The sequence below is a fragment of the Polyangium fumosum genome, from assembly GCF_005144585.1.
Lineage (GTDB): Bacteria > Myxococcota_A > Polyangia > Polyangiales > Polyangiaceae > Polyangium > Polyangium fumosum.
In genome coordinates, this window is record NZ_SSMQ01000010.1 from 61,540 (window position 1) to 85,279 (window position 23,740).

General features: G+C 70.8%; 19 protein-coding genes. 9 read left to right on the forward strand and 10 right to left on the reverse strand.

What is annotated here, in order from left to right:
• From E8A74_RS11980 to E8A74_RS11990, 3 genes are all read left to right on the forward strand, one after another.
• Complete coding sequence (locus E8A74_RS11980) at window positions 1–1,479, forward strand: L-lactate permease (protein ID WP_136929107.1); 1,479 nt, start codon at window positions 1–3, stop codon at window positions 1,477–1,479.
• A 61-nt stretch (window positions 1,480–1,540) separates the two neighbouring features.
• Window positions 1,541–2,038: a bactofilin family protein gene (locus tag E8A74_RS11985; protein WP_136929108.1), complete on the forward strand. Its 498-nt coding sequence runs from the start codon at window positions 1,541–1,543 to the stop codon at window positions 2,036–2,038.
• A gap of 170 nt (window positions 2,039–2,208) precedes the next feature.
• Window positions 2,209–2,874: a type II toxin-antitoxin system RatA family toxin gene (locus tag E8A74_RS11990; RefSeq protein ID WP_170229064.1), complete on the forward strand. Its 666-nt coding sequence runs from the start codon at window positions 2,209–2,211 to the stop codon at window positions 2,872–2,874.
• On the opposite strand, the gene E8A74_RS11995 is transcribed toward E8A74_RS11990, so the two are convergent.
• From E8A74_RS11995 to E8A74_RS12015, 5 genes are all read right to left on the reverse strand, one after another.
• Window positions 2,875–4,797 carry a DUF2169 domain-containing protein gene (locus E8A74_RS11995; protein WP_170229065.1) on the reverse strand — a complete coding sequence of 641 codons (1,923 nt, stop codon included), beginning with the start codon at window positions 4,795–4,797 and terminating at the stop codon, window positions 2,875–2,877.
• A gap of 59 nt (window positions 4,798–4,856) precedes the next feature.
• Window positions 4,857–5,504 carry a TetR/AcrR family transcriptional regulator gene (locus E8A74_RS12000; protein ID WP_136929111.1) on the reverse strand — a complete coding sequence of 216 codons (648 nt, stop codon included), beginning with the start codon at window positions 5,502–5,504 and terminating at the stop codon, window positions 4,857–4,859.
• Window positions 5,504–6,337, reverse strand: coding sequence for an SDR family NAD(P)-dependent oxidoreductase (locus tag E8A74_RS12005; RefSeq protein ID WP_136929112.1), 834 nt, complete (start codon window positions 6,335–6,337; stop codon window positions 5,504–5,506). Before E8A74_RS12005 ends, E8A74_RS12000 begins: the two co-directional genes overlap by 1 nt.
• 65 nt (window positions 6,338–6,402) lie before the next feature.
• On the reverse strand, window positions 6,403–7,050 hold the full coding sequence (locus E8A74_RS12010) for a hypothetical protein (RefSeq protein ID WP_170229066.1): 648 nt from the start codon (window positions 7,048–7,050) through the stop codon (window positions 6,403–6,405).
• Window positions 7,047–8,450 (reverse strand): selenium-binding family protein, encoded by a 1,404-nt coding sequence (locus tag E8A74_RS12015; RefSeq protein WP_136929113.1) that lies wholly within the window; start codon window positions 8,448–8,450, stop codon window positions 7,047–7,049. Before E8A74_RS12015 ends, E8A74_RS12010 begins: the two co-directional genes overlap by 4 nt.
• A gap of 34 nt (window positions 8,451–8,484) precedes the next feature.
• On the opposite strand from E8A74_RS12015, the gene E8A74_RS12020 reads away from it, so the two are divergent.
• The gene (locus tag E8A74_RS12020) at window positions 8,485–9,585 is read left to right on the forward strand and encodes an NHL repeat-containing protein (RefSeq protein ID WP_136929114.1); all 1,101 of its coding nucleotides are present in this window, start codon (window positions 8,485–8,487) and stop codon (window positions 9,583–9,585) included.
• A gap of 3 nt (window positions 9,586–9,588) precedes the next feature.
• Here E8A74_RS12020 and E8A74_RS12025 read toward each other — a convergent pair whose 3' ends face one another.
• Genes E8A74_RS12025 through E8A74_RS12035 form a run of 3 tightly spaced genes read right to left on the reverse strand, consistent with a single transcriptional unit; the run spans window position 9,589 to window position 16,474 of the window.
• Window positions 9,589–10,677 carry a TolB family protein gene (locus tag E8A74_RS12025; RefSeq protein ID WP_136929115.1) on the reverse strand — a complete coding sequence of 363 codons (1,089 nt, stop codon included), beginning with the start codon at window positions 10,675–10,677 and terminating at the stop codon, window positions 9,589–9,591.
• 12 nt (window positions 10,678–10,689) lie between these two features.
• Complete coding sequence (locus E8A74_RS12030; protein ID WP_136929116.1) at window positions 10,690–15,057, reverse strand: sigma 54-interacting transcriptional regulator; 4,368 nt, start codon at window positions 15,055–15,057, stop codon at window positions 10,690–10,692.
• Between the two features lie 19 nt (window positions 15,058–15,076).
• The gene (locus tag E8A74_RS12035; protein WP_136929117.1) at window positions 15,077–16,474 is read right to left on the reverse strand and encodes a hypothetical protein; all 1,398 of its coding nucleotides are present in this window, start codon (window positions 16,472–16,474) and stop codon (window positions 15,077–15,079) included.
• Between the two features lie 255 nt (window positions 16,475–16,729).
• On the opposite strand from E8A74_RS12035, the gene E8A74_RS12040 reads away from it, so the two are divergent.
• Window positions 16,730–19,897, forward strand: a complete 3,168-nt coding sequence (locus tag E8A74_RS12040) for a hybrid sensor histidine kinase/response regulator (RefSeq protein ID WP_136929118.1) — start codon at window positions 16,730–16,732, stop codon at window positions 19,895–19,897.
• 34 nt (window positions 19,898–19,931) lie between these two features.
• Here E8A74_RS12040 and E8A74_RS12045 read toward each other — a convergent pair whose 3' ends face one another.
• Window positions 19,932–20,438: a SpoIIAA family protein gene (locus E8A74_RS12045; protein ID WP_136929119.1), complete on the reverse strand. Its 507-nt coding sequence runs from the start codon at window positions 20,436–20,438 to the stop codon at window positions 19,932–19,934.
• Window positions 20,439–20,494: 56 nt separating this feature from the next.
• On the opposite strand from E8A74_RS12045, the gene E8A74_RS12050 reads away from it, so the two are divergent.
• Together E8A74_RS12050 and E8A74_RS12055 are read left to right on the forward strand one after the other, a co-directional pair.
• Window positions 20,495–20,971, forward strand: coding sequence for a hypothetical protein (locus tag E8A74_RS12050; RefSeq protein ID WP_136929120.1), 477 nt, complete (start codon window positions 20,495–20,497; stop codon window positions 20,969–20,971).
• Window positions 20,972–21,022: 51 nt separating this feature from the next.
• Complete coding sequence (locus tag E8A74_RS12055; RefSeq protein WP_136929121.1) at window positions 21,023–21,679, forward strand: 2-hydroxychromene-2-carboxylate isomerase; 657 nt, start codon at window positions 21,023–21,025, stop codon at window positions 21,677–21,679.
• A 3-nt stretch (window positions 21,680–21,682) separates the two neighbouring features.
• On the opposite strand, the gene E8A74_RS12060 is transcribed toward E8A74_RS12055, so the two are convergent.
• Window positions 21,683–22,027 (reverse strand): hypothetical protein, encoded by a 345-nt coding sequence (locus E8A74_RS12060; RefSeq protein ID WP_136929122.1) that lies wholly within the window; start codon window positions 22,025–22,027, stop codon window positions 21,683–21,685.
• A 190-nt stretch (window positions 22,028–22,217) separates the two neighbouring features.
• Here E8A74_RS12060 and E8A74_RS12065 point away from each other — a divergent pair, with 190 nt between their 5' ends.
• Window positions 22,218–22,835 (forward strand): hypothetical protein, encoded by a 618-nt coding sequence (locus E8A74_RS12065; protein WP_136929123.1) that lies wholly within the window; start codon window positions 22,218–22,220, stop codon window positions 22,833–22,835.
• 87 nt (window positions 22,836–22,922) lie between these two features.
• Window positions 22,923–23,723 (forward strand): VOC family protein, encoded by an 801-nt coding sequence (locus tag E8A74_RS12070; RefSeq protein ID WP_136929124.1) that lies wholly within the window; start codon window positions 22,923–22,925, stop codon window positions 23,721–23,723.
• The last annotated feature ends 17 nt before the right edge of the window (window positions 23,724–23,740 follow it).

The following is a 23,740-nucleotide window of genomic DNA, read 5'->3' on the forward strand; positions in this document are numbered from 1 at the left end:
ATGGAAGCGCTCCTCTCCCTGATCCCCATCGGCGTGACGCTAGGGCTCATGCTCAAGCTCAAGCGGTCGCCGGTCGTCAGTTGCGCCGCCGGCATGGCGGCGGCGCTGGTGCTGGCCCGATCCGTCGAGAGCTTCGGCCTCACCACGACCTCCGCCGCCACGGCGGCGGCGAGCACCGCCTACCTGGGCCTCAGCGTCGCCCTGGTCATCTTGCCCGGGCTCTACCTGATGCAGGTGATCCGCGCGCAGGGGGCCGTGGACGGTCTCGCCGCCTGGATCGAAGAGCTGCCGCTGGACCCCGCGGCGAAGGTGCTCCTGCTCCTGCTCGGGGTGGTGCCGGCGATCGAGTCGCTGACCGGGTTCGGGATCTCGCTGCTCCTCGCAGTGCCCGTGCTGTTTCGCCTCGCCGAACCACGCGCGGCGCACCGGCTGTCGCTGCTGGGCATGAACATCATGCCCTGGGGGACGCTCGCGCTGGCGACGCTGGTCGGCGCCACCCTCATCGCCGAGCCGGCCGCGAAGCTCGGGATGGCCAGCGCGCTCACCAGCGCTCCGGTCTTTCCCCTGCTGGGCCTCGTCAGCCTCCACGTGCTCGGCGGCCGCACCGCCATGGCCCGGTGGAGCTGGCTCGCGCTCTTCATGGGATGCGTGCTGCCGCTCTGCCTCTTCCTCGCGGCGCGTTACGCCACGGTGGAGATCGCCGGTGTGGCCGCGGGGCTCGTGACAGCGGCGCTTTCCGTGGCGCTCCTCCGCGCCACCGGGCGGCTCGGGCCGGCGAGCGGGCGCGGCGTGATGAGGTTCTTCGCCCCCTACCTGCTGGTGCTCGCCCTCATCGTGGCCAGGAGGAGCATCCCCGCGCTCTGGCACGAGCTGTCCACGACGTTCGTCCTGCGCAACACGCGGGTCACGCTGGCGCCGCTCACGAGTCCGGGCCTCTGCCTGCTCCTCGCCGCCGTGCTCCTCCGCCTGAAGAAGCCGGCGACGGTGGATCTCCGGGCGCTGCTCCGCCGCGCCCAGAAGCCGATCGCCGCCACACTCGCGTTCCTCGCGCTGGCGCAGGTCATGCGGGAGGCGGGCATGCTCGACGCCATCGCCCGCGCCGTCGCCCAGCTCGACGGCTGGATCCTGTGGTTGCTCGTCCCTGCGGTCGGCATGCTGAGTGGCTTCGCGACGGGCTCGAACGTCGGCGGCAACGTGCTGCTCATCAACCTCGAGCACGAGGTGGGCGCGAACCACGGCCAGGGACTCCTCTTTGCCGCCATGCATAGCAGCGCCGCCGGCCACGCCGTGTTCGCGTCGCTTCCCATCATCATGCTGCTCCTGGCGGTGGCCGGCGAGCTCGAGCGGCCCAAGGAGACGGACGTGACCCCGGATGCGCTGCTCCGGTTCGCGCTCCTCGTGGCGCTCCTCCTGCTCGGAGCCCTGTCGCTGGGCTTCGCGCTCCTCAGCCACTTCGATCTCGTCGATCGCCTCGTGTAAGGCGAGGCGTCCCCCTCGGGACGGTTGCTCTCGGGGGCGGGGGTGGAGTAAGGCACGAGGCATGGAGCCGCTCTCCGGACAGGACGACTCGCCGCAGCGCGTGGAGGCCTCGGGCGCACAGGCCGGGCATCGGCCCACGGAGATCAACGCCCTGCTCGGGCGTGGCACCCGCTTCGAGGGCAAGCTCTACTTCGAGGGCCGCGTGCGCCTCGACGGCGACTTCCAGGGCGAGATCCGCGGCGACGACGTGCTCGTCATCGGCGACGGCGCCCACGTCGCGGGCGACATCCTCGTCGGCGCCTGCATCGTCACGGGGGGCGAGGTCTCCGCGAGCATCCGCGCGCGGACCGCCATCGAGCTCTACGCTCCGTCCAAGGTCACGGGCGCGCTGCACGCGCCGGCGATCTTCATCGATCGCGGCGTCCAGTTCGACGGTACTTGCAAGATGGCCCCTCTCGACGAGGCCGACACGCGCACGAGCAAAGAAGCGGCGCCGCCCCCCTCGACGCCGGCACCGCCGACGCCCGCCTCCCCGGCACCGCCGGCAGGCCGGGAGTGAACGAACTGTCACGCCTCCGCAAGCTTCACACGGCCGCGCGCGGCGCGACCACCTGAGATCCTGCGGATTTGGCGGGTGTCCCCGATCCTCGGGGGCGGACGGCATGGCTCCTGCACTTCGGGATGTCGACGACGACAAGGAATCCCCCTTGTCGTTTTCCGGAGACACCCATGACGCTTCGCCTGCGCCCCCTCGCCTTCGCGCTGCTCACGACTCTGACCACCCTCAGCGCCGCGCCGAACGTCGCGCGCGCGGGCGACGAAGAAGCCACGCGGCTCGAGGCCCGCGGCAAGGCGCAGCGGTACTCGCAGAAGACGACGGACCCGGAGAGCTCGATCGACACGGGCGGCGCGGCGATCCTGGTGCACGCGCCGATCGACGAGGTGCGGCGGATCGTCACGGATTACCGGCACTACGAGAAGGTCATCAAGCCCTTCAAGCAGAGCAAGCTCCTCTCGCGCACGAAGGGCGTGAGCGAGGTGTACCTGGAGGTGCCGATCCTGCACGGCGCCGCGACGGTCTGGGTCGTCACGAAGATCGGGCAGCCCGTCAAAGTCGGGAACGAGGAGCGCATCACGGCGCGGATGGAGCGCGGAAACGTCGACGATTTCCGCGCCACGTGGAAGCTGCGCGCAGTGGACGGGGAGCGGACCATCGTCAAGCTGGAGATCCTCGTCGACCCGAAGATGCCCGTGCCCTCGTCGGTGGTGACGCCGGAGCTCTGCACGGCCGCGGACAAGGCCGTGACGGGGGTGCGTGACCAGGCCGAGAAGAACCACTCGACCGCCTCGGCCGCGCGCGCCGAGCCCCAAAACGTGCCCGCCGAGGGCTCCTGATCAGGAAGCGCGCGCCGCGCCGATCGCGGCGGCGAGCTTCGACATGAGGCGGGGGTCGTCGACCAACCGCTGCGTCCACACTCTCCCGAGCCGCACCTGATCCGAAGCCTCGAGCCCGAGCTCGGCGAGGACCTCCGCGGTCGTCCCGCGCTCGGCGGCGACCTGGAGCCGCGCATGCTCGACGAGCCCGACGCGCAAGCCGAGCCGCTCCTGCGTGGCGTGGTAGGCCGCGTCGTACACGAGCAGAAGCTGGCGTTGGCCCTGCGCGGCTTCCTGGGCCATCGCGTCGGCCCAGTGTCGCTCGACGGAGGCCCAGGACGTGGTGGAGAGCGCGTTCAGCGCGAGGAGCGTGTCGCGGCCGTCGGGGCGATGGCGCAGCTCGGCGGCGATCGTGGCGCACCGTTCTATGGGGATCGAGGCGGGCTCGAAGGGTTTTGGCGAGCTCGACGGCGGAGCGTCGGCAGGAGCGGAAGCGGAAGCCGAAGCGGGCGCGGGAGCGGGAGCGGGAGCGGGAGCGGGCGCGGGAGCGGCGGCGGGAACGGCGGCGGGCGCGAACACACGCGCGGGCACGGCGGCGGGTGCGGCGACCTTTGCCCCCTGCACCGGTCCCGGACGCGGCGGTGAGGGCCGCGGAGGGCCCGCGCTCGGGCCCGTGGGTTTGCCGAGGCGCGGGCCGAGGGGCGCAGGCGGCTTGATCGGCGGCTTGATCGCCGGCACGGCAGGCGTCCGCGTCGAAGGCGGGGGCGCGGGCGCGTTCGGCAGCGGTTCGACCCGACGGCCGATCTCGCGCGAAGACGGTGGCGCTTCGGCCTTCGGCAGGTCGAGCGTCGTGTCCTCGGTGAGCGGCTCCGCGATGAGCTTCGGCGACGGCGGCGACATGGGCGGCGGCGGGAGCGGCGGCGCCGCGATGGGATCCTCGGGGCGACGGAACGGCAAAGCGGCCGCCGGGTTCGACAGGCCCACCTCGTCGCGATCCGTGGGCAGCGGGAGCGTGCGCGTGCGTTGCCGCTGCGAGACGTCGGGCGGCGCAGGATCCACGAACATGATCGGGGGCGCCTCCACCCGCTCCGGCAGCACCATCGTGTCGCCGCTCTTCGGGGCGATGAGGACCGCGTCGTGCCGCATCTCCAGCAGGTTCAGGCCCGCCTCGACGTCCTCCTCCAGCGACTCGCCGAGGCGCAGGAACCGATCGATCCGCTCGGCGCGGATCCGCTTCCCTTCCGGATGCGCGGCGACCACGATCTTGCCCACGTCGGCCTCGGCGCCGCTCTTCAGATCGGCCACGCCGCGGAACGTGAGGACCATCGTCTTCGCCGCGGCGTCGATGCAGAGCGTGTCGCAACGGAGGACGATCTCGGTCACGCGTCCGCCCTTCGGATCGACGCGGAAGGCGTGGGGGCGGCGCTGCGGCAGGCGCGTCTCGATCCGGCCGGGCGCGGGCAGGACGCGGTCCATGCCGATGGAGGCGGCGCTGCGGAGCAGGTCGATCCGCTGCTCGCGCGGCGCGCACTGGAAAAACGCAAAGTCGAACCCCTCGGGCGGCGGGCCCGCAGAGCGCGCCTCGCCGCCGAGCACGCCCTGCGCCCAGGCGTACGCCTCGTCGCCGAGGAGCAACCGGCGCGACGGCGCTTGCGGGGACACGGGGCCGCCGGCAAGGAGGCTCGCGCCTTCGACGGCGACGCGCGCCTCGGGGTCGGCGGCGCCTTGGACCAGGACGTCCACGCGAGGCTTGAGCGGCGAGAGATCCTCGGCGCCGCCCTCGGCGAGCGTCGTCACGGGCACCTGCGTCTCGGCGATGGACGCCTCTCCGCCGGGCACGATGGTGAACGTCGCCTTGACGATCACCGTGAGCGAATAAGCGCCCGGCGCAGCCTGCCAGATCAAGGCCCCGGCGCGAAAGGGGCAGAGCGAAAGGACCTCCACGCGGCGCGCAGTGTACGAAGAGCGCGCGAAAGGGGCGAGCGCTTCTTCGTGGGTCCCGGTCAGGGGCGCTTGCGCCGGGTCTTTTGCCGCACGCCCGCCGGCCGGCGCCGGGTCGGGCGACGCAGCCCTTGCCAGATGCGCTCGGGCAGCTCCCGCGCCGCCTCGTCGAGGTCGATCTCGGGCGCGCCGGCGAGCCAGCGCCGAGCCGTCTCCGCGACCGGGCCGATGACCAGCATCTCGATCAAGGGCTCGGGCAGCGGCGTGATGCGCCCGGCTTTCACGTGCGGCCGAAGCCAGTCCAGGATGGCGGCGAGGCGGCTCTGCTTGGAGGCGAGGATCATCGCCGCATGGGCGGGCAGGAAGCTCGCATACGCCGAAGCATGCACGAAGCGCGCGGACGCCGGCTGCGCGGCGGTATGCCGCAGATAGGCCTGCACGAGGGCCGCGACGCCGGCGCGCGCCCCGCGGACGCCTTCGAGCGAGGCGACGAGGTCGTCGAGCAGCGCGCCCATGCAACGGGCATAGAGCGCGGCGGCGAGGCCGTCGGCATTGCCGAAATGGTGATACAAGCTCCCGAGGCTTACCCCGCTCGCGGCCACGACGGCGTGCACGGTGAAGGCCTCGTGCCCGCCTTTCGCGAAGACGTCGAGCGCCGCGTCGAGCAAGCGCTTCGTCGTGTCCTCGCCGCGCTTCTGCTTCGGCGCCATCAGCCTGCCTCGTCGAGGCCGGAGAGCCTTTGCGCCTGCGCCCAGAGCCCCGCCGCGAGCGCTTCGTTCTGCGCGACGGGATGGAGAGGCGTCTCCACGTCGAGGTGATGGTACTTGCCCGTCGCGCCTTCGAGCGCCGGATCGAGCGCGAGCTTCACGACGGGCTGCGCGCCCTCCGCGGGGGATTTCCAGAGCCGCTTCACCACGCGCAGCAATCGACCGAGCATCCCCTTCCGATCGCCGAGCCCCGTGCGAATGACGCCGGGATGCAGCGCGAGGATCGTCGGCCCGCGATCTCTCCACCGCGCGGCGAACCGCGGGACGAGGAGCAGGTTGCAGAGTTTCGTCGTGGGATAGGTCCCGAGCGGATGAAAGTCTTTTCCGGTGGGTGTTTTTTCGAGATCGGGGCGCCCCTTCACGTAAAGGCCGGCGCTCACCTGCACGACGCGGCTCCGTCCCTCGACGAGCCGCGCTTCGAGCAAATGATTCAGCAGGAAGGGCGCGAGGTGATTCACGACGAAGGCCATCTCGAGGCCATCCTCGTTCAGGATCCGCTCGCTCGGCCAGAGCCCCGCGTTGTGGATCAGGACGTCGATGCGCGGACACGCCGCGAGGATCGCGTCCGCCGTCGCGCGAATGCCACGTTTCGTGGAGAGGTCCCCCGCGACGAGCGAGACCTCCCCGGGCCCCACGCCCCGCAGCTCGTCGAGCGCACGCTCCCCGCGCGCCCGGTCCCGCGCGTGCAGCACCACGCGGCACCCGCGCAGGGCAAGCTCCCGCGCCACGGCGTGCCCGATGCCCCGGTTTCCCCCCGTGACGACGACGGTCTTCATGGACGGAAAGTAGCCGAGGACTGGAACAACGTTCTAGAACATTGTTCCAGTCTCCGGCGCGCCGCTCAGAGCAGGAGCCCGAGCACGCCAGCGAGGATCAGGGCCCCGGCCCAGACCCGGTCGAGGTCGAACCACGCGCGCCGGAGCATCGCGAGCCCGACCTTGTAGTAGACGACGAGCGCCACGAGCGCCGAGACCGCCAGCATCGCCAGGGTGTGCAGCGAGATCGCGGCCAGGTAGCCGCCGGGGCTCGACAGGGAGATCCCCGCGGCGTCGTGGCAGGAGGGTCCGTGGCAAGGCGCGGGGTTGTCCTCGCCGAGCACGAAGACGGGCAGGAGCATGAGCCCCGCGCCGTGCGCCGTGGCCATGAGGAACGACCACACCACGAGGTCGCGTGCATTCACGCGCATGCCCACCCAGCGCGGGTGGCGCGGGCGCACGAGCTTGAAGATGCCGAAGGCCACGAGCACCCCGCCGGTGATCCACGGCAGGATGCCCGTCGGAAAACTCGCCTTGCCCGCCGCGAGCAGCCCCACCGCGAGCCCGACGCTCGCGGCGTGGCCGACGGCGATGGGCAGGAGCGCGCGCAGCACCGCTTTGCCGCTCTTCTCTTGCAGCCCGAGCGCCACCGCGAAGAGCCAACCCATGCCGGGGCTCAAGCCGTGATAGGCGCCGAGCAGCGCGAGCGTGATCCAGGGCCAGGCGCTCGTCACGGGTAGCAGAACGAATCCGAGGACGCGTCGCCGCCTTCGAGCCGGACCTGGTGGGCCCGGCGCGGCCCGAAGTCCACGTAGAAGTCAGGATCCAGCGCGATCCCGCCGCCTTCCTTGACGTCGACCTTGACCATCCAGCCCTTGAGCCCGTCCGGATAGAACTGCTCGTCCCAGGTCGTGTAGAGCCCGCTCGTGAAATAGATACGCTTGCCGTCGCGGCTCACCTCGACCATCTGCGGCGCGCCCGTGAGCGGCCCGCCCGAGCGCGGGTGCGGCGTGCGCCGCGCGATGCCGCCGATGTGCACCGAGCCCACGTGCTTCGGCTCGTGCGGGTTCGACACGTCATACTGGCGCAGCTCGCCCGTGCCCCAGCAGGACACGTAGAGGTACTTGTCGTCGAGCGAGAGGTTGATGTCCGTCACGAGCGGCGGCACCGCGCCAAAACCCTTGAGCAGCGGCGGCAACTGGTCCGCGGACGCAGGCTCGGCCGGGATGGTGATCACCTTCTTGATCGCCCAGCGCTCGCCTTCGCGGTACCAGAGCCAGACCGAGGCCGAGAGGTCCGCGACGCTGATGACCACGCCCATGAAGCCCCAGGCCTTCGTGGGATCGTGCGCGGGGCGCAGCTCGAGGGCCATCTGGTGCTCGTCACCGATGTCGAGCGCCTGGACGTGCTTGCGGCGCCGCAGATCCCACACGTGCAGCCGGTGGCCGTACTTCTTGCCGAGGAGCAGCTCGGGGACGACGCCGTCCTCGATCATCTTTGGCGTGCCCCACTCGCTCGAAATGAGGGTGTCGTGGCCGAGGTGCCACCAGAAATCGTAGTGCAGGTACTGCGGGCCGCGGTCGATCTCCCAGCGGCCGAGCACGTCGAAGCTCTCGCAGTCGAGCATGAAGATGCCGCCGGGTCCTTCGCCCGCGGGGTTGCCGAGCGCCGAGACGTAGATGCCGTCCGGCCCGCAGTGCAGCGTGTGCGGGCGCGAGTAGCCGGTGCGCGAGGCGATCTCGTCGGCCTCGATCGTGCGGACGAGCTTGGGCCTGCGCGGATCGATCTTCGTGTCGAAGATGTAGATACGCGATGAGCGCAGGGCCGGCAGCATCAGGTAACGGCGCTCGACGTGGGGGTGCGGCGCGTACGGGCAGAGCGCGGCGCTGCACGCATTCCAGCCGGAGTGGTGCAGCTCGTCGCCGAAGTTCGGCACCTCGGCGAGCGCGATGATCTGGCTGTAGGTGGGCGACCGCGGATCGAGGTCGACCGTGGCGAGGCCGTCGCGGAGCGGGTTCGGGCGTCCGAGCACGGCGTTCGCGTCCGGGGCGGCGACGTAGGCGAACCGCTCGCGCGGCGCGTCCATGGCCATACGCGGCGACGGATAAAACGTAGGATCGGGTCGGAAGGGCATGGCTTCTCCGGGGAGACGGCCCGAGGATAAGGCCATGTCGTACTTCCTTGAAAGACAAATGATCCGCGAATCCCTGCTTGTCATATCGCTGATTGGCGCGACGGGCTGCGGCCCGAGCGTCGCCGTCGATTCATCCGCGCACGTCACGCCGCCGATCGAGCACATTCCAGATCCGGCCGAGGAGGACACCTGCGCGCCGGGCGAGGCGGTCACGATCGCTACGATTCCCGACCCCGCGGGCCTCGCGCTGGGCGACGGAAACCTCTTTTTCACGGATGGGGGCGATCTCTACGGTTGCGACGGGGCCGTGGTTGCGGTCTCGCTCGCTGGCGGCGAGCCCGTGGCCCTCGCCAGCGAGCTCTGCGCGCCGAATCGAATCGTGTATGCGGATCGGTCGCTCTACTGGGCCAGCCATTCGGGGTACGGCCGCGTCACGCGTTTCTCGCTCGAAGACGGGACGATGGAGGACCTGCTCGTGGGGCTCGCCTCCCCGAACGCGATCGCCGTCGACGGAAAATACGTCTATGTAGGCGAGCTCGTCACGTACGAAAAACTCCAGAGCCCGGGGCAGGTGCTCCGACTCGATCTCACGACCCGCGAGACCGTCGTGCTCGGTGAATCCCCCGGCGGCGTGGCTGACATCACCTTCGACGAAAAATATGTGTACTGGACCGGATCCGTCGGATTCTTGAACGGCAAGGAAAACCACGACAGCGGCGTGTGGCGGGTCCCGAAGGAGGGCGGCGAGGCGGTCCAGCTCCTGGGCGGTTTGGCGTGGCCGTTTGGTTTGTCACGGGTAGGCACGCGCGTGGTCTTCGCCCATAGCCACGACGGGGAGATCGTCTCGATGGACGCCCATGGCGGCGAGCCGCAGGTGCTCGCCGACGGCCTCGCGTATCCGAACGACGTGGCCGTGGATGCCAAAGGCGAGGTTTTTTTTGGCTCCGGGGACGCCGTCGACGAGGGCCCCCAAGGCCTGTTCGCCGTTCCACTCGACGGTAGCGCCCCGCCGCGGCTCGTCGAGGGCGCCCTCGGATCCCCCGACCAGGTCGCCCTCGGAGCGACCTGCGTCTACTGGACTGAGAAGTACGTCGACGATGATTTCAAGGGTGTCGTCCGAAAAACCCGGCGCTGAAGCTCATCGCTCCGCCGCGCGGATCACCATCGCGCCACCCACCCCGCGCGCGGCCACCAGGGTCATCCCCTCCCCCGCCACCGGCGCGTGAAGCTCACCGCCCTGCATGCCCGTCACCACCGTCGCATCCGCCGCGAGATCGGCGGACTGTCGATGCAGCGTGGCGGGTCCGCCGCTGGGCCATTGCACCCATTCGATCCACGCCCCCCGCGCCGTCGGCCGCACGTAGGGCTGCGCGGTCTCGATGTCCACGACCGCGACGTCCGTCTCGCCGTCCTCGTGCACGCCCCCCACGATGAGCGTGTACGCGCTGAACTTTGGCTCCGGGTGCAGCGGCCCCCATTCGAGGTAGACCACACGCCCGTCCGCGCCGAGCAACGGAAAGGCCTGTTTTCCCGGCCGCGTACGGCGCGTCATCTTCCCCGTCCCGCGCTCCATCACCACCACGTCCGCCGCGTCGGTCTCATTCTCGTCGAATCGGCCATCCACGTCCTCCGCGAAATCGGCGTACGCCACGTGCGTGCCGGAGACATCGGGGAACCGCTGCTGTCCCGGCCCGCTCGCCACGACGCCGGCCGAGGTGTTTCCCGGCTCGTAAAGGAAAACGTCCGTATCCCCCGCCTCGTCCGCCGCGCGCCAGCCCGTGAACGCCACCCCGTCCCCCGCCGCGCGTGGCTCTCCCGCGTGATCAAAATCGCCCGTCACGGTCCGCGTCGCGCCCTCCACGCGCACGCGCACCACGCGTCGCCCCGCCTCCACGGCTTCCCACGCCACGACACCCCCGAATGCCGTGGGCCTGCGCGGCGCCTCCGCCGCTGCCGCGAGCGTCTCCTCCGTGCCCCGCGCGAGATCCCGCGCCCGCAGCGATCCGTCCGGATGCACGTACACGAGCAGGCAACCGGCCATCGCGTGCGGCGCATACCCGAGCGTGTACCCGCTCGCCCCCGCGCCGTCCGTCGCCGCGACCTCGATTCCTTCGACGGCAGTCGCGGCGCAACCGAGGGGCGCCGTCCCCTCCGCCTCCGCGCCGCACCCCGCGAGGAAAACCGCCCCGAGAACCCCGAGCCATCGCCGCATTTCATTCCTGCCCATCACGCCCACCACCTACGCGAGCTTTTTCCGTGACGAAGGGGCCGGCTCGCGCATCCCGAGCCGCACCATTCGTTTCTTGAGCCCCTGCCTCGACAAACCCAACCGAGAAGCCGCCTGGCTGATGTTCCCTCCCGTCTCCGCGAGGGCCCGCCGGATCGGCGCGCGCTCGTCCACCTCGGGGACCGGCGCGCCCCGGCCCCGGATCCCCCGCGGCAGGTGCGCCCGCTCGATCCGCGACGCGCCGAGCGCGCCGAGACGCTCCATCACGTTGCGCAGCTCGCGCACATTGCCGGGCCACGGATGCGCCGACAGCGCGGCGAGCGCGTCGTCGGCGAACGTCGCGCCCGGGAGGAACGCGCGGCAAAGGAGCGGCACGTCCTCGGCGCGCTCGCGCAAGGGCGGGACGCGGATCGTGATCGCGTTCAATCGATAAAAGAGGTCCTGCCGGAACGTCCCTTCGGCGACCGCCTTTTCGAGGTCGCGGTTCGTCGCGGCCACGATCCGCACGTCGAACGCGCGCTCCTCGTCGCTGCCAATCGGCCGGAACCGCCGCGCTTCGAGCGCCCGCAGGAGCGCGGCCTGCCGGAGGAGCGAGAGCTCGCCGATCTCGTCGAGCAGGAGCGTCCCGCCATTCGCTTGCACGAGCAGCCCCGTGCGCGCCCGGTCCGCGCCCGTGAAGGCGCCCCGCGCGTGCCCGAAGAGCTCCGCCTCGAAGAGCGTGTCCGGGATGCCGCCGCAGTTCATCGCGACGAAGGGCCCGCGCGCCCGCGGCCCGAGGTCGTGGAGCGCCCGCGCGAAGAGCTCCTTCCCCACGCCGGTTTCGCCCACGACGAGGACCGGCAGGTCCCCCGGCAATGCCGCTTCGAGCCTCCCGAGCGCGCGCGTGAGCGCCGGCGAATCCCCCACGATCCCTCGAATGCTGCGGCGCGGCCCGGAGATCGGGATCAGGGTCGTCGCGCCCGGGGGCTCGGCCGCGGGCGTTCCGGTCAAACCAGGATCCTTTCGCGCCGCCGGGCGCGGGGCGACCGTCTCCTCGTCCGGTTCGGCGGCCGTCGAGATCCGAAAGACGAGCGCCGCAAGAATGCCCCATCGACGCGCCTCCGCGGCCGTCACGTGGTCGAACGCGCCGGGCCGGAAGCGATGCTCGACGACGACGATCGCGCTCCCCAGGGGCCCCTCGGGCCCCGCGACGACGAGCCGCGCGCCCCGGCCTCCCGCTGTGGGAATGTCGCGCTGATACAAGGGTTCCGCGCTGCCAAGGGCCTCCCGCGCGAGGACCCCGTCGAGCCGCTGCCCGGCCTCCGCGAGGGCGAGCCCGTCCAGATCCGCGCCGTACACCACGCCGATCCGCGCCCCACAGGCGAGCGCCACGAACGCCCGCTCGGCGCCCGCGCGCGCCACGATACGCCGCGCGAGATCGAGACCAAGCTCGCCTTCGGACGCGCGCGCCGCGCCGGCCAGAAAATCCCAAAGTGCGTCCTCCCCCGCCTCGTCCGCCGCCATGCGCGGAGCATATCGAACGGGCCGCCGCGCCGCGAGCGCACGAAAAAGGGCCTCCCGCGCTTCGGACTCGCCCTCCACGAGCCTGGCCGCACGCGCGCGCCGGAGCGCGCCGATCGCGATCCGCGCCGCGCGCCGTGGCTCCGCCGGCAACGTCGCGAGCCGCGCCTCCACCTCCGCGAGGCACGCCCGCACATCGACGAGCGCGTCACGCGCCCGCGCCTCGGCCGAAAGCTCGCCGAGCGCCACGAGCGCGCCTGCGCCGTCGCCCGCGCGGGCCCGGATCCGCGCGCGCAGAATCGAGAGATCGGCCCGCACCACGGCAGGGACCGAGGCGCCGAGCGCCCACGCCTCCGCGACGAAGGGCGCCGCCGCGGCGAATTGGCCCCGACGCACCTCGAGCTCGGCCCGCGCGAAGAGGCACCAGCCGAGCCCTGCCTCCTGGCCGAGGGCTCGCGCGAGCAACGTCGCCTCGGTGAGCGCCGCCTCCGCCTCGGCGTGCTTCCCTGCGCGCCCGAGCGCCATGCCGAGGTTCATCAGACACGAGCGCATGCCCGCGCGATCCCCGAGGCGTCGCTTCTCCCCGAGCGCCCGCGAAAACGTGGAGATGGCCTGATCCGGCCGGTTCCGATACAGCGCGACGACCCCCGCATTGTGGTGAATCCGCGCGAGCTCCTCGGGATCGTCCGCGCCCCGCTCGTCGAGGATCCCCTCCGCACGGTCGAGGTGCTCGGCCGCGTCCGTGGAATGGGCGGAGAAGAGGGCCACGAGGCCGAGCGTGCCGTGGGCAAACGCCTCGGCCTGCCTGTCGTTCGTGTGCCGCGCCGCCACGAGCGCCTCCTCGGCGAGCGCGCGCGCCTCCGCCGCCTCCCCGGCGCGGGCCTTTTGCTCGGCGCGCCGCCGCAAAGAGAGGGAGCGCAAGCTCGTGTCCTGCAAGGCCGCCTCGTCGAGCCAGCGCAGCACCTCGGGATGCGCCCCCGGCAACCCCGCGTCCCGGACGAGCCGCTCCAGCCGGCACAACGAGGCCGGCGTGCGCCGCGCCGGGGTTTGCAGGAGCAGAAGGAGCGCGTCGATTTCGAGCGAAAGGAGCCCGGTCTCCCGCGCCGCCTGCGCTGCCCGCGCGAGCAGCGCCTCCCGCCGCGCCGGCAGGGCCGCCGCGGACGGCGCCTTTGCGACGGAGAGCAAGGCTGCGGCGTCGGCGTCTGGTTCGCCGAGCCAAACCTCGGCCGTGAGGTCCACGAGCTCCGGCGTGGCGAGCGCCGCCGCGAGATCGGGCCCGAGCTCGGGCGAGGCGAGCACGTACCGCACGTCCCCGGACGCACGCCGCCCGATCAAGGACGCCGACAGGAGCTCCGCGAGGAGGGATGCGCCCTCGGCCCCGAGGCGCCGCGTGATGGCATGACAAGCCCCCTCGGGCATTCCCCCGGCCGAGAGCGCGATCGCCGCGAGCACCCCCCTCGCCCCGGCCGACAACCCCGACGCCCGCCCGAGCGCCGTGTCCCGTTCGAGCGGCACGCGCCCGAGCGACGCCAAGAGCCAGCCGGGCAACCCCTGCGAAGCCGCCTGCGCTCGTTCCATCGCCGCCGGATCCGACAACCCCAGCGAATGGCATAATGCGACAAACGTTTCCCCCACGAGCGGCTCGATCGGTAGCACGTCCGCGCCCGGAGGCGCGGCGCGCGCCGTCACCACCACATCGAGCCCCGGCGCGCGGGCGCCGCGGCAACGATACACGTCGAGCGCCGCCGCGAGCTCGGGCGGACCGGATTCGAGCCCGTCGATCAAGAGAAGCGCCGCCCCGCCCTCCGCCGCGGCCGCGAGCGGCGGCGTGGGGTCCATTCCGCGGAAAAACCCGATCAGGCGTGGCAGGATCGCGCCCGCCTCGATCGGCAACACGACGAGCCGCGCGGCTCGCCCTGCGCAGAGCGTGCGCGTCAAGAGCTCCCGCGCGAGGTGGCTCTTCCCCGCCCCGCTCGGCCCCACGACGTACCGCACGGGCGCGGCCGACGGCGCGGAGAGCGCGGCGATCTCCGCCTCCCGGCCGACCGGCGTTGGGGGCGCCCCGAGCCGCTCGCCCGCGCGCATCGCCGAGGCCCCGAGGGACGACAAAACCCGGCGCGCGTCCTCGGGCCGATCGAGCGGGTGCGCCTCCACGAGCGCCTCCACGATCTCGGCGAGCGTCGGCCGGAGCCACGGGCACAAGGAAAAGAGCCGCATTTTCGTGGTTCCCGGCGGCGGAGGCGCCCCCGTCGCCGCGGCCCAGGCGAGCGCGCCGAGGCCATACAGATCCGAACGAATCGTCGGCGCCGCGCCCGCCAGCACCTCCGGCGCCGCATACCCGGGCGAGCCCGCCGCCGGCGCGCCCGGGGCGCGGGCCCGGAAAAACACCGCCGCGCCGAGATCGAGCAGGACGGGCCGCTCCCCGCGCCCCTCGGGCCGCATGCGCACGTGCGCCGGCTTGAGATCCCCATGCAAAAACCCCGCGTCGTGCAGCGCCGCGAGCGTGGCCGCGACGCCCGCGCAGAGGTCCGCCAGCCGAACATTACGATCCGCGTCGTTCGGCGCGCCCCGCACCCACGTCGCCGCGTCGAGCCCCGGGACGAAGTCCTCCACGAGGAAGGGTGCGCCCGTCCGCTCGTCGTAGCCGAGGTCGTGCGCTCGCACGATCCCGGGCAGCCGGAGCCGCGAGAGCAACGCAAATTCGCCCAGCAAGGCCGAGGGCTCGAACGCGCCGGGCCGGAACACCTTCGCCGTGAGCGCGCGGGCCAGGTCCTCCCGATCGACCACGCGCAGCACGATCCCTTGCGCGCCGCGCCCGAGCGGCTCGCCCGCCGCATAACGGGCATGCACGAGCCGTGCATCTCGGTCGCGTCGTCCCATGGCGTTCGAGTCTATCCGCTCATTCGCCGACTGCGGCGCGCGTCTCGGCCGAGGTCACCGCCGCGAGGAACGGTTCGCCCCAGGAAGGCTCGGCGAGCAGGCCGAGGGCGCGGCGCAGGCGTGGCTCGGCGAACCTTCCGAGGCCGAGGAAATGAGCCTTCGCCGCGGCCTCGGTCGCCGGATCCGCGAGGCCCTTCGCCGCGGCGACGTCGCCCTCTTCGAGGTCGGTCGTGATCACCTCGACGCGGATCATCATGACACGGGTCACGTGGTCGGGGGCCGGGTCGACCGTGAGGGGCAACGTCGCGTCGGTCCAGGTCTGTGGCGCGAGGTAAAACACCCGCAGGCCCGGGGTACGGAACCATTGCCGCTTCCAGGTGGCCACCATGGCGAGGGATTCGTCGTGGTAGAGCCCGGCGCCGTCGAGCGCGGTCGTGATGGACGCGCCGAGGTCCTCGACGAACACATCGAGCGTCTTGGCCGCGGCGAGCGCCGGGGCTTCGAGGTCCACGGTTTGGCCGGGCGAGACGCCCGCGGGGACCACCGAGAACACGCCGCCCGCCTCGCCCACGTTCACCACGAAGAGCGCCCCGAGCGCGTCGGGCAAGGTGTTCTCGACGCGGACCGTGCTCGCGGCCGCGGTCACGCGCGCGGGTGGCGTGAGGTTGCCGAGGCCACGATAAAAAAGAAAGCGCTCGGCCTCGGGCGCGCCGCTCGCCGTGGGCACGGCCGTCACGCGCACCGCATTCGCGTCGACGGCGCGCGCGTGGCTCCACGTGAACGCGTCGAGCGAGGCCTCGGGCAGCTCCACGTCGGCCCCGCGCGGCAGGATCTCCACCTCGCCCCAGTCGAGCAGCCCCTGCCCGACGATGCCGTATTTCTCCTGGCAGGTGGGCCCGCTCCAGGGAAAGCTCGGATCGAGCACCGGATCGGCGTCCACAAGGAGATTCGGCGCTGCGTTCGCCTTCGCCACCCACGGATAGAAGCTCGCCACCGCGGGGTACCATTGCGTGAGCACCCCGCTCGGGAACGCCACCTGCACGCGCGCCTGCATCGGTTTGTCCGAGTAAAAGTACGTGACGGGCGTCTCCATCTTGACGTGCACCGAGGTCGCCTCCGGCAGGGTCCCGGCGCGGATGCGGTCATAGACGAAGCTCGGCAGGTCCTCCTCCTCGTGGTGCAATCCGCGCTGGAGCGAGCCGTCCGAGCCCACGACCACGGTATCGGTGCCCCACTCGTGCACGACGAATCCATGGCCCGGATACGCCGCTGAAGGCTCGGTCGAAGGCTGGGGCGCGCCGGACGAGCTCCCCTCCGCCGGCGCGGCGCCTCCGCTGGAGACGACCTCGACCGCACAGGCGGGGACGAGGACGAGGGGGAGCAACACGACACGGGAACCAAACGATCGAAGGGTCATGGATGGCCTCCGCGCTCCCTCCGAGCAGGGCACGTGCCACACGGAAATACCTGTACTTTCGCGCGGTCGCGCGCCGGGCGGTGGGAACCGGTTCCCACCGCCGATGGCAACCGGTCGCGGCGGGTTGCCGCTCGGGGTTCCCGAGCGCGCGCCCTTGGGAATCCCCTCACCTCCGCCTTGCTCCCCTCCTCATTGCCCCGAACCGTTAGGTCAGTTACGCTGGCTTTCCATTCGGGGTTCCCACGGATCAGGGTCATGCGTGTACCGTTGGTCCCCTCGTACGGAGGGGACTTTTTGCAAGATTGTCAGGAGGAGCTCGCTCGTCGCCCGTCCAGGCAGCCTGATCACGCGGCCGAGAACCGCGCCCTCGTCGAGCTCGCCGAGGCGCTGACCGGGCCCCCGGAGGCCATTCTCCCGAAGCTCGTCGAGCTCGCCCGTTCCCTCTGTCAGGCCGACGCGGCCGGCGTGAGCCTCCTCGAGATTGAAGGCGACGAGGAGGTCTTCCGCTGGCGCGCCCTCGCGGGAGCGGACGTGGACCTCCTCGGCACGGTGATGCCCCGCTTCGAGAGCCCCTGCGGCGTCGTCGTCGCCCACAACGCCGCGCTGCTCTTTCGCGACCCCGCCCGCCACTTCACGGCCAAAGGCGTGTCCGACCTCGGCGTCGTCGAGGCGCTGACCGTCCCCTTCCACGACGGCGACAAACCCGTCGGTACGGTCTGGGTTTTCACGCGCAGCGAGACGCGCCAATTCGACCGCGAGGACGTCCGGATTCTCACGAGTTTGTCGCGGTTCGCCGGCAGCGCCGCGAAAACCCTCGCCGTCTCCGAGGAACGAAAACGGGCGAACGAGGCGCTCCGCGCGAGCGAAGCACGGCATCGGTTCCTCGCGGACCTCGCCGCCGCCACGCAGCCGCTCACGGACGCGGACGAGATCATGGCCACCACGGCCCGGCTCCTGGCCGAGCACCTCGACGCCGACCGCTGCGTGTATGCCGAGGTCGAGGACGACCGTATCTTCGTGGTCACGGGCGATTACGCGCGGCGCCTCCCTAGCATGGTGGGACGCTGGTCGGTGGCCGGCTTCGGCCTGGAGTTCGAGCGGGCCATGCAGGCGAACCAGCCGTACGTGATGGAGGACGTGAATCAGGACCCGCGGGCCGGGAGCGACCTCTCCGCGTATCGGGCGGCGAGGATCCAGGCCGGCATCGGCGTCCCGCTGCACAAGGCTGGCAAGTTCATCGCGGCGATGGCCGTCGACCAGGCGCGTCCGCGGCGCTGGACCTCCGAGGAAGTGGACCTCGTCCGGCTCGTCGTGGGGCAGTGCTGGGAGGCCCTCGAACGAGCCCAAACGGCCCGACGCCTGCGCGAGCGGGAGGAGCGCCTCGAATTCGCGGTCGAGCTCTCCGGGATCGGCTTCTGGCATTGTGATCTGCCGTTTGGCGAGCTGAGCTGGGACGAGCGCGTGAAGGAACATTTCTGGCTCCCGCCCGACGCCCGCGTGACGATCGACACGTTCTACGAGCGCATTCACCCGGACGATCGGGCGCGGACGCGGCAGGCCATCGAGACGTCGATCGACAAGGGAACGCCGTACGACATCGATTACCGGACGGTCGATCCGGACACCGGGGCGATCAAATGGATCCGCGCGCTCGGCGGGACGGCCTACGGGCCGGACGGGGCGGCGAAGCGCTTCGACGGGGTGACGGTCGACGCGACGGCCCGCAAGCACCACGAGGAGCGGCTCGCGCGGCTGCTCGAACGCGAGCGCGAGCAAGCCCGGCTCCTCGAACAGGTGGCCGACGCGGCCCTCACGATCCACGCGTCCGCTTCGCTCGAAAGCGTGCTCCGGGTCATTACCGAGGAGGCCCGGCGGATCATCGGGGTGCACCAGTCGGTCACCAGCATGACGATAGGCAACGACTGGTCGCAGGCGATCAGCGCGACGTCCCTGTCGACCAAGTACGAAGGATTTCGCAGATACGAGGCGCGGCCGACGGGCAAAGGCATCTACACGGTCGTCTGCCAGACGAACCGCCCGATGCGGCTCACGCAGGCCGAGCTCGTGTCCCACCCGGCGTGGCGGAACTTCGGCGGCGAAGAGGACAAGCACCCGCCGATGCGCGGCTGGCTGGCGGCGCCGTTCGTCGCCCGCAGCGGGAAAAACCTCGGCCTCATCCAGCTCTCCGACAAATACGAGGGGGAGTTCACGGAGCAGGACGAGGCGATCCTGGTCCAGCTCGCGCATATCGCGTCCGTGGCGATCGAGAACGCGCGGCTCTACGACGAACTGCGAGATCAGGACCGGCGCAAAGACGAATTTCTGGCGACCTTGGCCCACGAGCTCCGCAACCCGCTCGCGCCCATCCGGACGGGCCTGTCGCTCCTGCAAATGGCCCGCGACGAGGCGCAGGGGCAGCGCATCCGGGCGATGATGGAGCGGCAGGTCGGGCACATGGTGCGTATGGTGGACGATCTGCTCGACGTCTCGCGCATCACGCGCGGCAAGGTGGAGCTGCGCAAGGAGCGGGTGGAGCTCGGCGCGGTGCTGGAGAGCGCGCTGGAGACGAGCCGCCCGCTCATCGAGGCGGCCGGGCACGAGTTTTCCGTGTCGCTGCCGACCGAGCCGTTATGGCTCTCGGCGGACCCGACGCGGCTCGCGCAGGTCCTGGCGAACCTGCTCAACAACGCGGCGAAATACACGCCGGCGGGGGGCCGCATCCGGCTCGTCGCGGTGCAGGAGGACGCGCACATGGTCGTGCGGGTGGAGGACACCGGCGTGGGCATCCCGGCGGAGATGCGGACGAAGGTGTTCGACATGTTCACGCAAGTGGGCCGCTCGATCGACCGAGCGCAGGGAGGCCTGGGAATTGGTTTGACGCTGGTGCGGCGGCTCGTGGAGCTCCATGGGGGGACGGTGGAAGCCACGAGCGAAGGTCCGTCGCGAGGTTCGATTTTCACGGTCCGCCTGCCCCTCGGGGTCGCGGAGGAGACGCCCGCCAAGGGCTCGGGCGGCGACCTGCCAGGCAAAGGAGCGGCCGGCGGCCTGAAGGTGCTGGTGGTGGACGACAACGTCGACGGCGCGGAGAGCCTGGCGGAGCTCTTGCAGCTCTCGGGACACACGACCGAAGTGGCGCACACGGGCCCCTCGGCGCTGGTCGCCGCGCGCGCGTTCGAGCCGGACGTGGTTTTCTTGGATATCGGGCTTCCGGGAATGACGGGATACGAGGTGGCACAACGGCTGCGGACCGAGGAGGGCTTCGGCCGGCTGGTGCTGGTGGCGCTGACGGGCTGGGGGACGGACGAAGACCGGCGGCAAGCGCGCGAAGCGGGATTCGATTACCACCTGACGAAGCCGGTGGACCTCCAGGAGGTGCAGCGGATCGTGGAAGCGGCGGCGGCGAAGAGGAAGCGGGTGGCTTGAGCCGGGGGCGCATTCCGCAGGCCGCCGCGGCTCGTCACCGGTCGCCGCGCGCCGCGAGCTCGCGCCTGCGTTTGTCGATCCAGGCGCGCGCCTCTGCCTCCGTGCCGAAGGTGACGAGCGGAGGGGCCTTGGGTTGAAGCAGCGACGTGGCCTTGTCGACGAGCGTCACGGCCATGCGTTGCCGGAAGGTCCCATTGAAGAGCACCATGCCCTTGTTTTCGGGCCGCACCGGCGTCTTCGCCGCGCGCGTGCGCGCCTCCGGGGTGATGGCGCCGAGGCGCCCGAGATCAACGAGCCAGAACACGTGCGCGAGCCCGCTCGTGTCACAGAGGTGCGCGAATGCGTCGAAGAAGGCGGCGATGTCCTCCTCGGCGAGATCACCCGCGACACGGATGAAGACGATGCCCGCGCTCTCGCACCGATAGGTGTGCCCCCCGGTCTGGTGCCAGCCATCGGAGCCGGAATCGTTCGTCGGGAGGTCCGGGCGCATGAGCGTGGGGAAATACCACGGTCTTCCCGCGCCGGGGAAGGGAGGAATCACGCGCGTCCTTCGTCCCGGTTGACGCGGGCGTGTTTGGACGACTACCGTCCTCGGGCATGCGCCATTCGTCTTCATGGCTCCTCGTGGCATCCCTCCTCGTCACCGCGTGCGCGGCGAGCGCCGGCCCCGGCAAGACGGCGGATTCCGAGGGCGCGAACGACAAGGTCAAAGAATGCAACGCCGTCATCGAGGTGATCAATGGCGGCATGCAGAAGCTGAACACGTCCCAGGACGAGACGAAAGATGCGCGCGACACAGAGCAGCTCCGCGCGATGGCCGACGTGATGGACAGCGTCGGCCGGGATATCGAGGCCGTGCCCGTGACGCAGCCCGAGCTGGTCCGAAAGGTGGCCGATTACCGGGACATGGTACACGCCACCGCAAAGGCCGCGCGAGACCTGGCGCGTGCCATCGAAGCGAAGGACGTCCACGGGGCCAATGCGGCAACGTCCGCGCTCGGTACGGCCGTGAAGCGGGAGTCGCCGCTGGTCGACGCAATCAACACCTCCTGTCAATCCGGCACCGGAGGTTGATTCTCCGCTCCACGTCGACAGTCGCGTAGGTACGTACTACCGTTCTCCGGCATGCGTACCGTCCGGTTTTACTTCGACGTCATCAGCCCCTACGTCTGGCTCGCATGGACGCAGATCCACGAGGTCGAGGCGCGCACGGGCGCGCGTTTCGACCTCCAGCCCGTGCTGTTCGCGGGGTTGCTCCAGGCCAATGGGAACAAGGGACCCGCGGAGATCGCGTCGAAGCGCGTCCACCTGCTGCAGGACGTGGCGCGCTGGGCGATGACATTGAAGCTTCGTTGTGCCGGTCCGCCGGCGCATCCGTTCAATCCGCTGAAGGCGCAGCGCATGTGCGCGGCCCTCGACGATCCGGACGCGCGGCGCCGCCTCGCCGGCGCGTTGATCGTCGCGACCTGGGAGAACGGCCGCGACTTGATGAACGACGCCGAGCTCCGCGCCATCGCCGACGAAGCGGGCCTCGACGGCGCCGCGCTGCTCGCCGCCGCCGACGATCCCGCGGTGAAGGAGCGCCTCCGCCAGAACACCGAGCAGGCGCTCGCCGAGGGCGTCTTCGGCGTGCCGACGTTCCTCGTCGAGGACCAGATTTTCTGGGGCAATGACCGGCTCGGGTTCCTGGAGACGTACCTCGCCGGGGGACTTCGTATCGACATGGCCGACGTGGAGGAGCGACGCGCGCGGCCGCGTGCGGCGGACCGCAAGAAGATGTAGCGCTCACTTCACCAGGCCGAGGCGAAAAAGCAGGAGAAAGGCGCGCTCCCTCCACGTGAGGTCGAAGGACACGTAAAGGGAACGTACGGTCACCCGGCCGTCCCTCGGGGGGTGACTCGCGAATGCATGGGGGGCAGGCTGGTCGGTGATTCGGGTTCGAAACGTCACCTCACGAGGGTCCCAGCCGCTCGATTGAAGGGCCTGGACGAGGTCGGGCTGCTCCGTCAGCAACGTGCATCGATAGGAATCCCAGAACATGTCCTCCCAGCGGCGATCGGTCAGTTCGGCGACGCGGATTCCACGCCATTCCACGAACCAGCCCTCGTCACGCCCATCGTTCGCCGCCACGGCGCGCGCCCTCCGCCATCGGTCCGGCGGGTCTCGTGGGCTGTCTGCGTGCAGGTTCCGGTAGGGATTCATGTCCGCCGAGCGCCGGAGGCTTGTGTGTCGGAGTCTGCTCCCAGCCCCCAACGAACCGCAACCCGTTCCGCGGACAAAAGGGTCGCCTGCTTCTCCCCGTCCATGCCAGCATCGCCTCATGCGTGGCCCCCACCTGGCAGCTCTTTCCCTCGTGCTCTCCGTGGCGGGGCTCTGCTGCGGCCCGAGCCGCGCCCGTTTCGCGCCGCCCGCGGGCGCGCCCGAGCCGCCGGACGGCGAGGTCTGGTTCTGCGCGCATGCCATCACGCCGCATGACGTCTCGTGGTGCAAACGAGAGCGCGACGCGTGCGAAACGTACCGCACGAACATGATCAAGGCGAAGCGCGAGTTCCTCGAAGTGCCGGAACGAGACCCGCATTCCTCCCGCATGCGCCCTGAAACCACCCCCGTCGCCGGCCCAGGAGGCGACGACGAGATCCCCGAATCCGAGGAGCCGCCGCAGCCGGAAACCAATTCGCAGGGGCTGGAGGGCATCTGCGCGCTCAATCCCAGCTCATGCCGGATGGTATCGCCACGCCCATCGGTCCCCACCTATTCGAACTGCGCCCCTCGGCCGAACGCATTCTGCACGGCCTACTACCACGAGTACAATTCCTATCGCCGCGACAAGGAGAATGAATGGCGCCATTTCTGCGCGGAGACCCGGGAGGCGTGCGAAGCATGGCGCGAGGACTGGCACCTGCACCTGACGAAACGTCCGTGCAAGGAGGTGCGCTGAGCCACGGCCCGGCCGCCCGAGATTTTTTCCGGCCGACCGATGATTTTTCAGCGCGAGCCCAGTCTACGGGGGAACAAGGAGTCCACGATGACGACGGGTACGCGCAAAACGCACGATTTCTGCTGGATCAACCTGATGACCCCGGAGGCCGAGCGCGCGCGCGCGTTCTTCGGCGCGCTCTTCGGCTGGACGTACGGCGAGATGCCGGGCGTCCCTGGCAGTCAGCTCATCCTCGTCGGCGGGCGCACGGCCGGCGCGCTCATGGATCTTTCTGCGCCGAACATGCCCCCCGACATACCGGCGCACATCGGCGTCATGGTGAAGGTCGAGAGCGTCGACGCCGCCGTCGCGAAGGTCGCCTCGCTCGGCGGGAGCGCCGAACCTGCGTTTGATGTGCTCGACAACGGCAGGATGGCCATGTGCACGGATCCGAACGGCGCCGTCTTCTCCGTGTGGCAGCCGAAGAAGCAGGACGGCATGGACGTCGACAGCCACGCGCCCGGCGCGCCGAGCTGGTACGAGACGCTCACGAGTGATCTGGGCCGAGCGACCTCGTTTTACGCGGCGCTCTTCGGCTGGAAGCTGGAGGACCAGTGTCCGGTGCCCGGCATGACGTACACGCTCTTCAAGCTCGACAAGGTCCCCGTCGGCGGCGCGATGCAGCTCATGCCGGAGCACATGGGGGACGTCCCGCCGCACTGGGGCACGTCCTTCGCCGTCACCAACGCCGACGCGACGGCGCGCCTCGCCGTGGAGCTCGGCGGGTCGCTTTGCATTCCCGTGTCGGAACTCGCCGGGGTCGGGCGCTTCGCCTTGCTCAAGTCGCCGCAAGGCGTGTCATTCCACATCGTCGAATGGGCGTCCTTCCCCGACGTCGCAGCGAGCTGACGTCCGCGCCTTCGCGC

Bases quoted from the DNA above. Each gene is read 5' to 3' on its own strand.
- E8A74_RS11980 (WP_136929107.1), top strand. From the start codon at position 1: ATGGAAGCGCTCCTCTCCCTGATCCCCATCGGCGTGACGCTAGGGCTC.
- E8A74_RS11985 (WP_136929108.1), top strand. From the start codon at position 1,541: ATGGAGCCGCTCTCCGGACAGGACGACTCGCCGCAGCGCGTGGAGGCC.
- E8A74_RS11990 (WP_170229064.1), top strand. From the start codon at position 2,209: ATGACGCTTCGCCTGCGCCCCCTCGCCTTCGCGCTGCTCACGACTCTG.
- E8A74_RS12000 (WP_136929111.1), bottom strand. From the start codon at position 5,504: ATGGCGCCGAAGCAGAAGCGCGGCGAGGACACGACGAAGCGCTTGCTC.
- E8A74_RS12005 (WP_136929112.1), bottom strand. From the start codon at position 6,337: ATGAAGACCGTCGTCGTCACGGGGGGAAACCGGGGCATCGGGCACGCC.
- E8A74_RS12015 (WP_136929113.1), bottom strand. From the start codon at position 8,450: ATGCCCTTCCGACCCGATCCTACGTTTTATCCGTCGCCGCGTATGGCC.
- E8A74_RS12020 (WP_136929114.1), top strand. From the start codon at position 8,485: ATGTCGTACTTCCTTGAAAGACAAATGATCCGCGAATCCCTGCTTGTC.
- E8A74_RS12025 (WP_136929115.1), bottom strand. From the start codon at position 10,677: ATGGGCAGGAATGAAATGCGGCGATGGCTCGGGGTTCTCGGGGCGGTT.
- E8A74_RS12030 (WP_136929116.1), bottom strand. From the start codon at position 15,057: ATGGGACGACGCGACCGAGATGCACGGCTCGTGCATGCCCGTTATGCG.
- E8A74_RS12035 (WP_136929117.1), bottom strand. From the start codon at position 16,474: ATGACCCTTCGATCGTTTGGTTCCCGTGTCGTGTTGCTCCCCCTCGTC.
- E8A74_RS12040 (WP_136929118.1), top strand. From the start codon at position 16,730: ATGCGTGTACCGTTGGTCCCCTCGTACGGAGGGGACTTTTTGCAAGAT.
- E8A74_RS12050 (WP_136929120.1), top strand. From the start codon at position 20,495: ATGCGCCATTCGTCTTCATGGCTCCTCGTGGCATCCCTCCTCGTCACC.
- E8A74_RS12055 (WP_136929121.1), top strand. From the start codon at position 21,023: ATGCGTACCGTCCGGTTTTACTTCGACGTCATCAGCCCCTACGTCTGG.
- E8A74_RS12065 (WP_136929123.1), top strand. From the start codon at position 22,218: ATGCGTGGCCCCCACCTGGCAGCTCTTTCCCTCGTGCTCTCCGTGGCG.
- E8A74_RS12070 (WP_136929124.1), top strand. From the start codon at position 22,923: ATGACGACGGGTACGCGCAAAACGCACGATTTCTGCTGGATCAACCTG.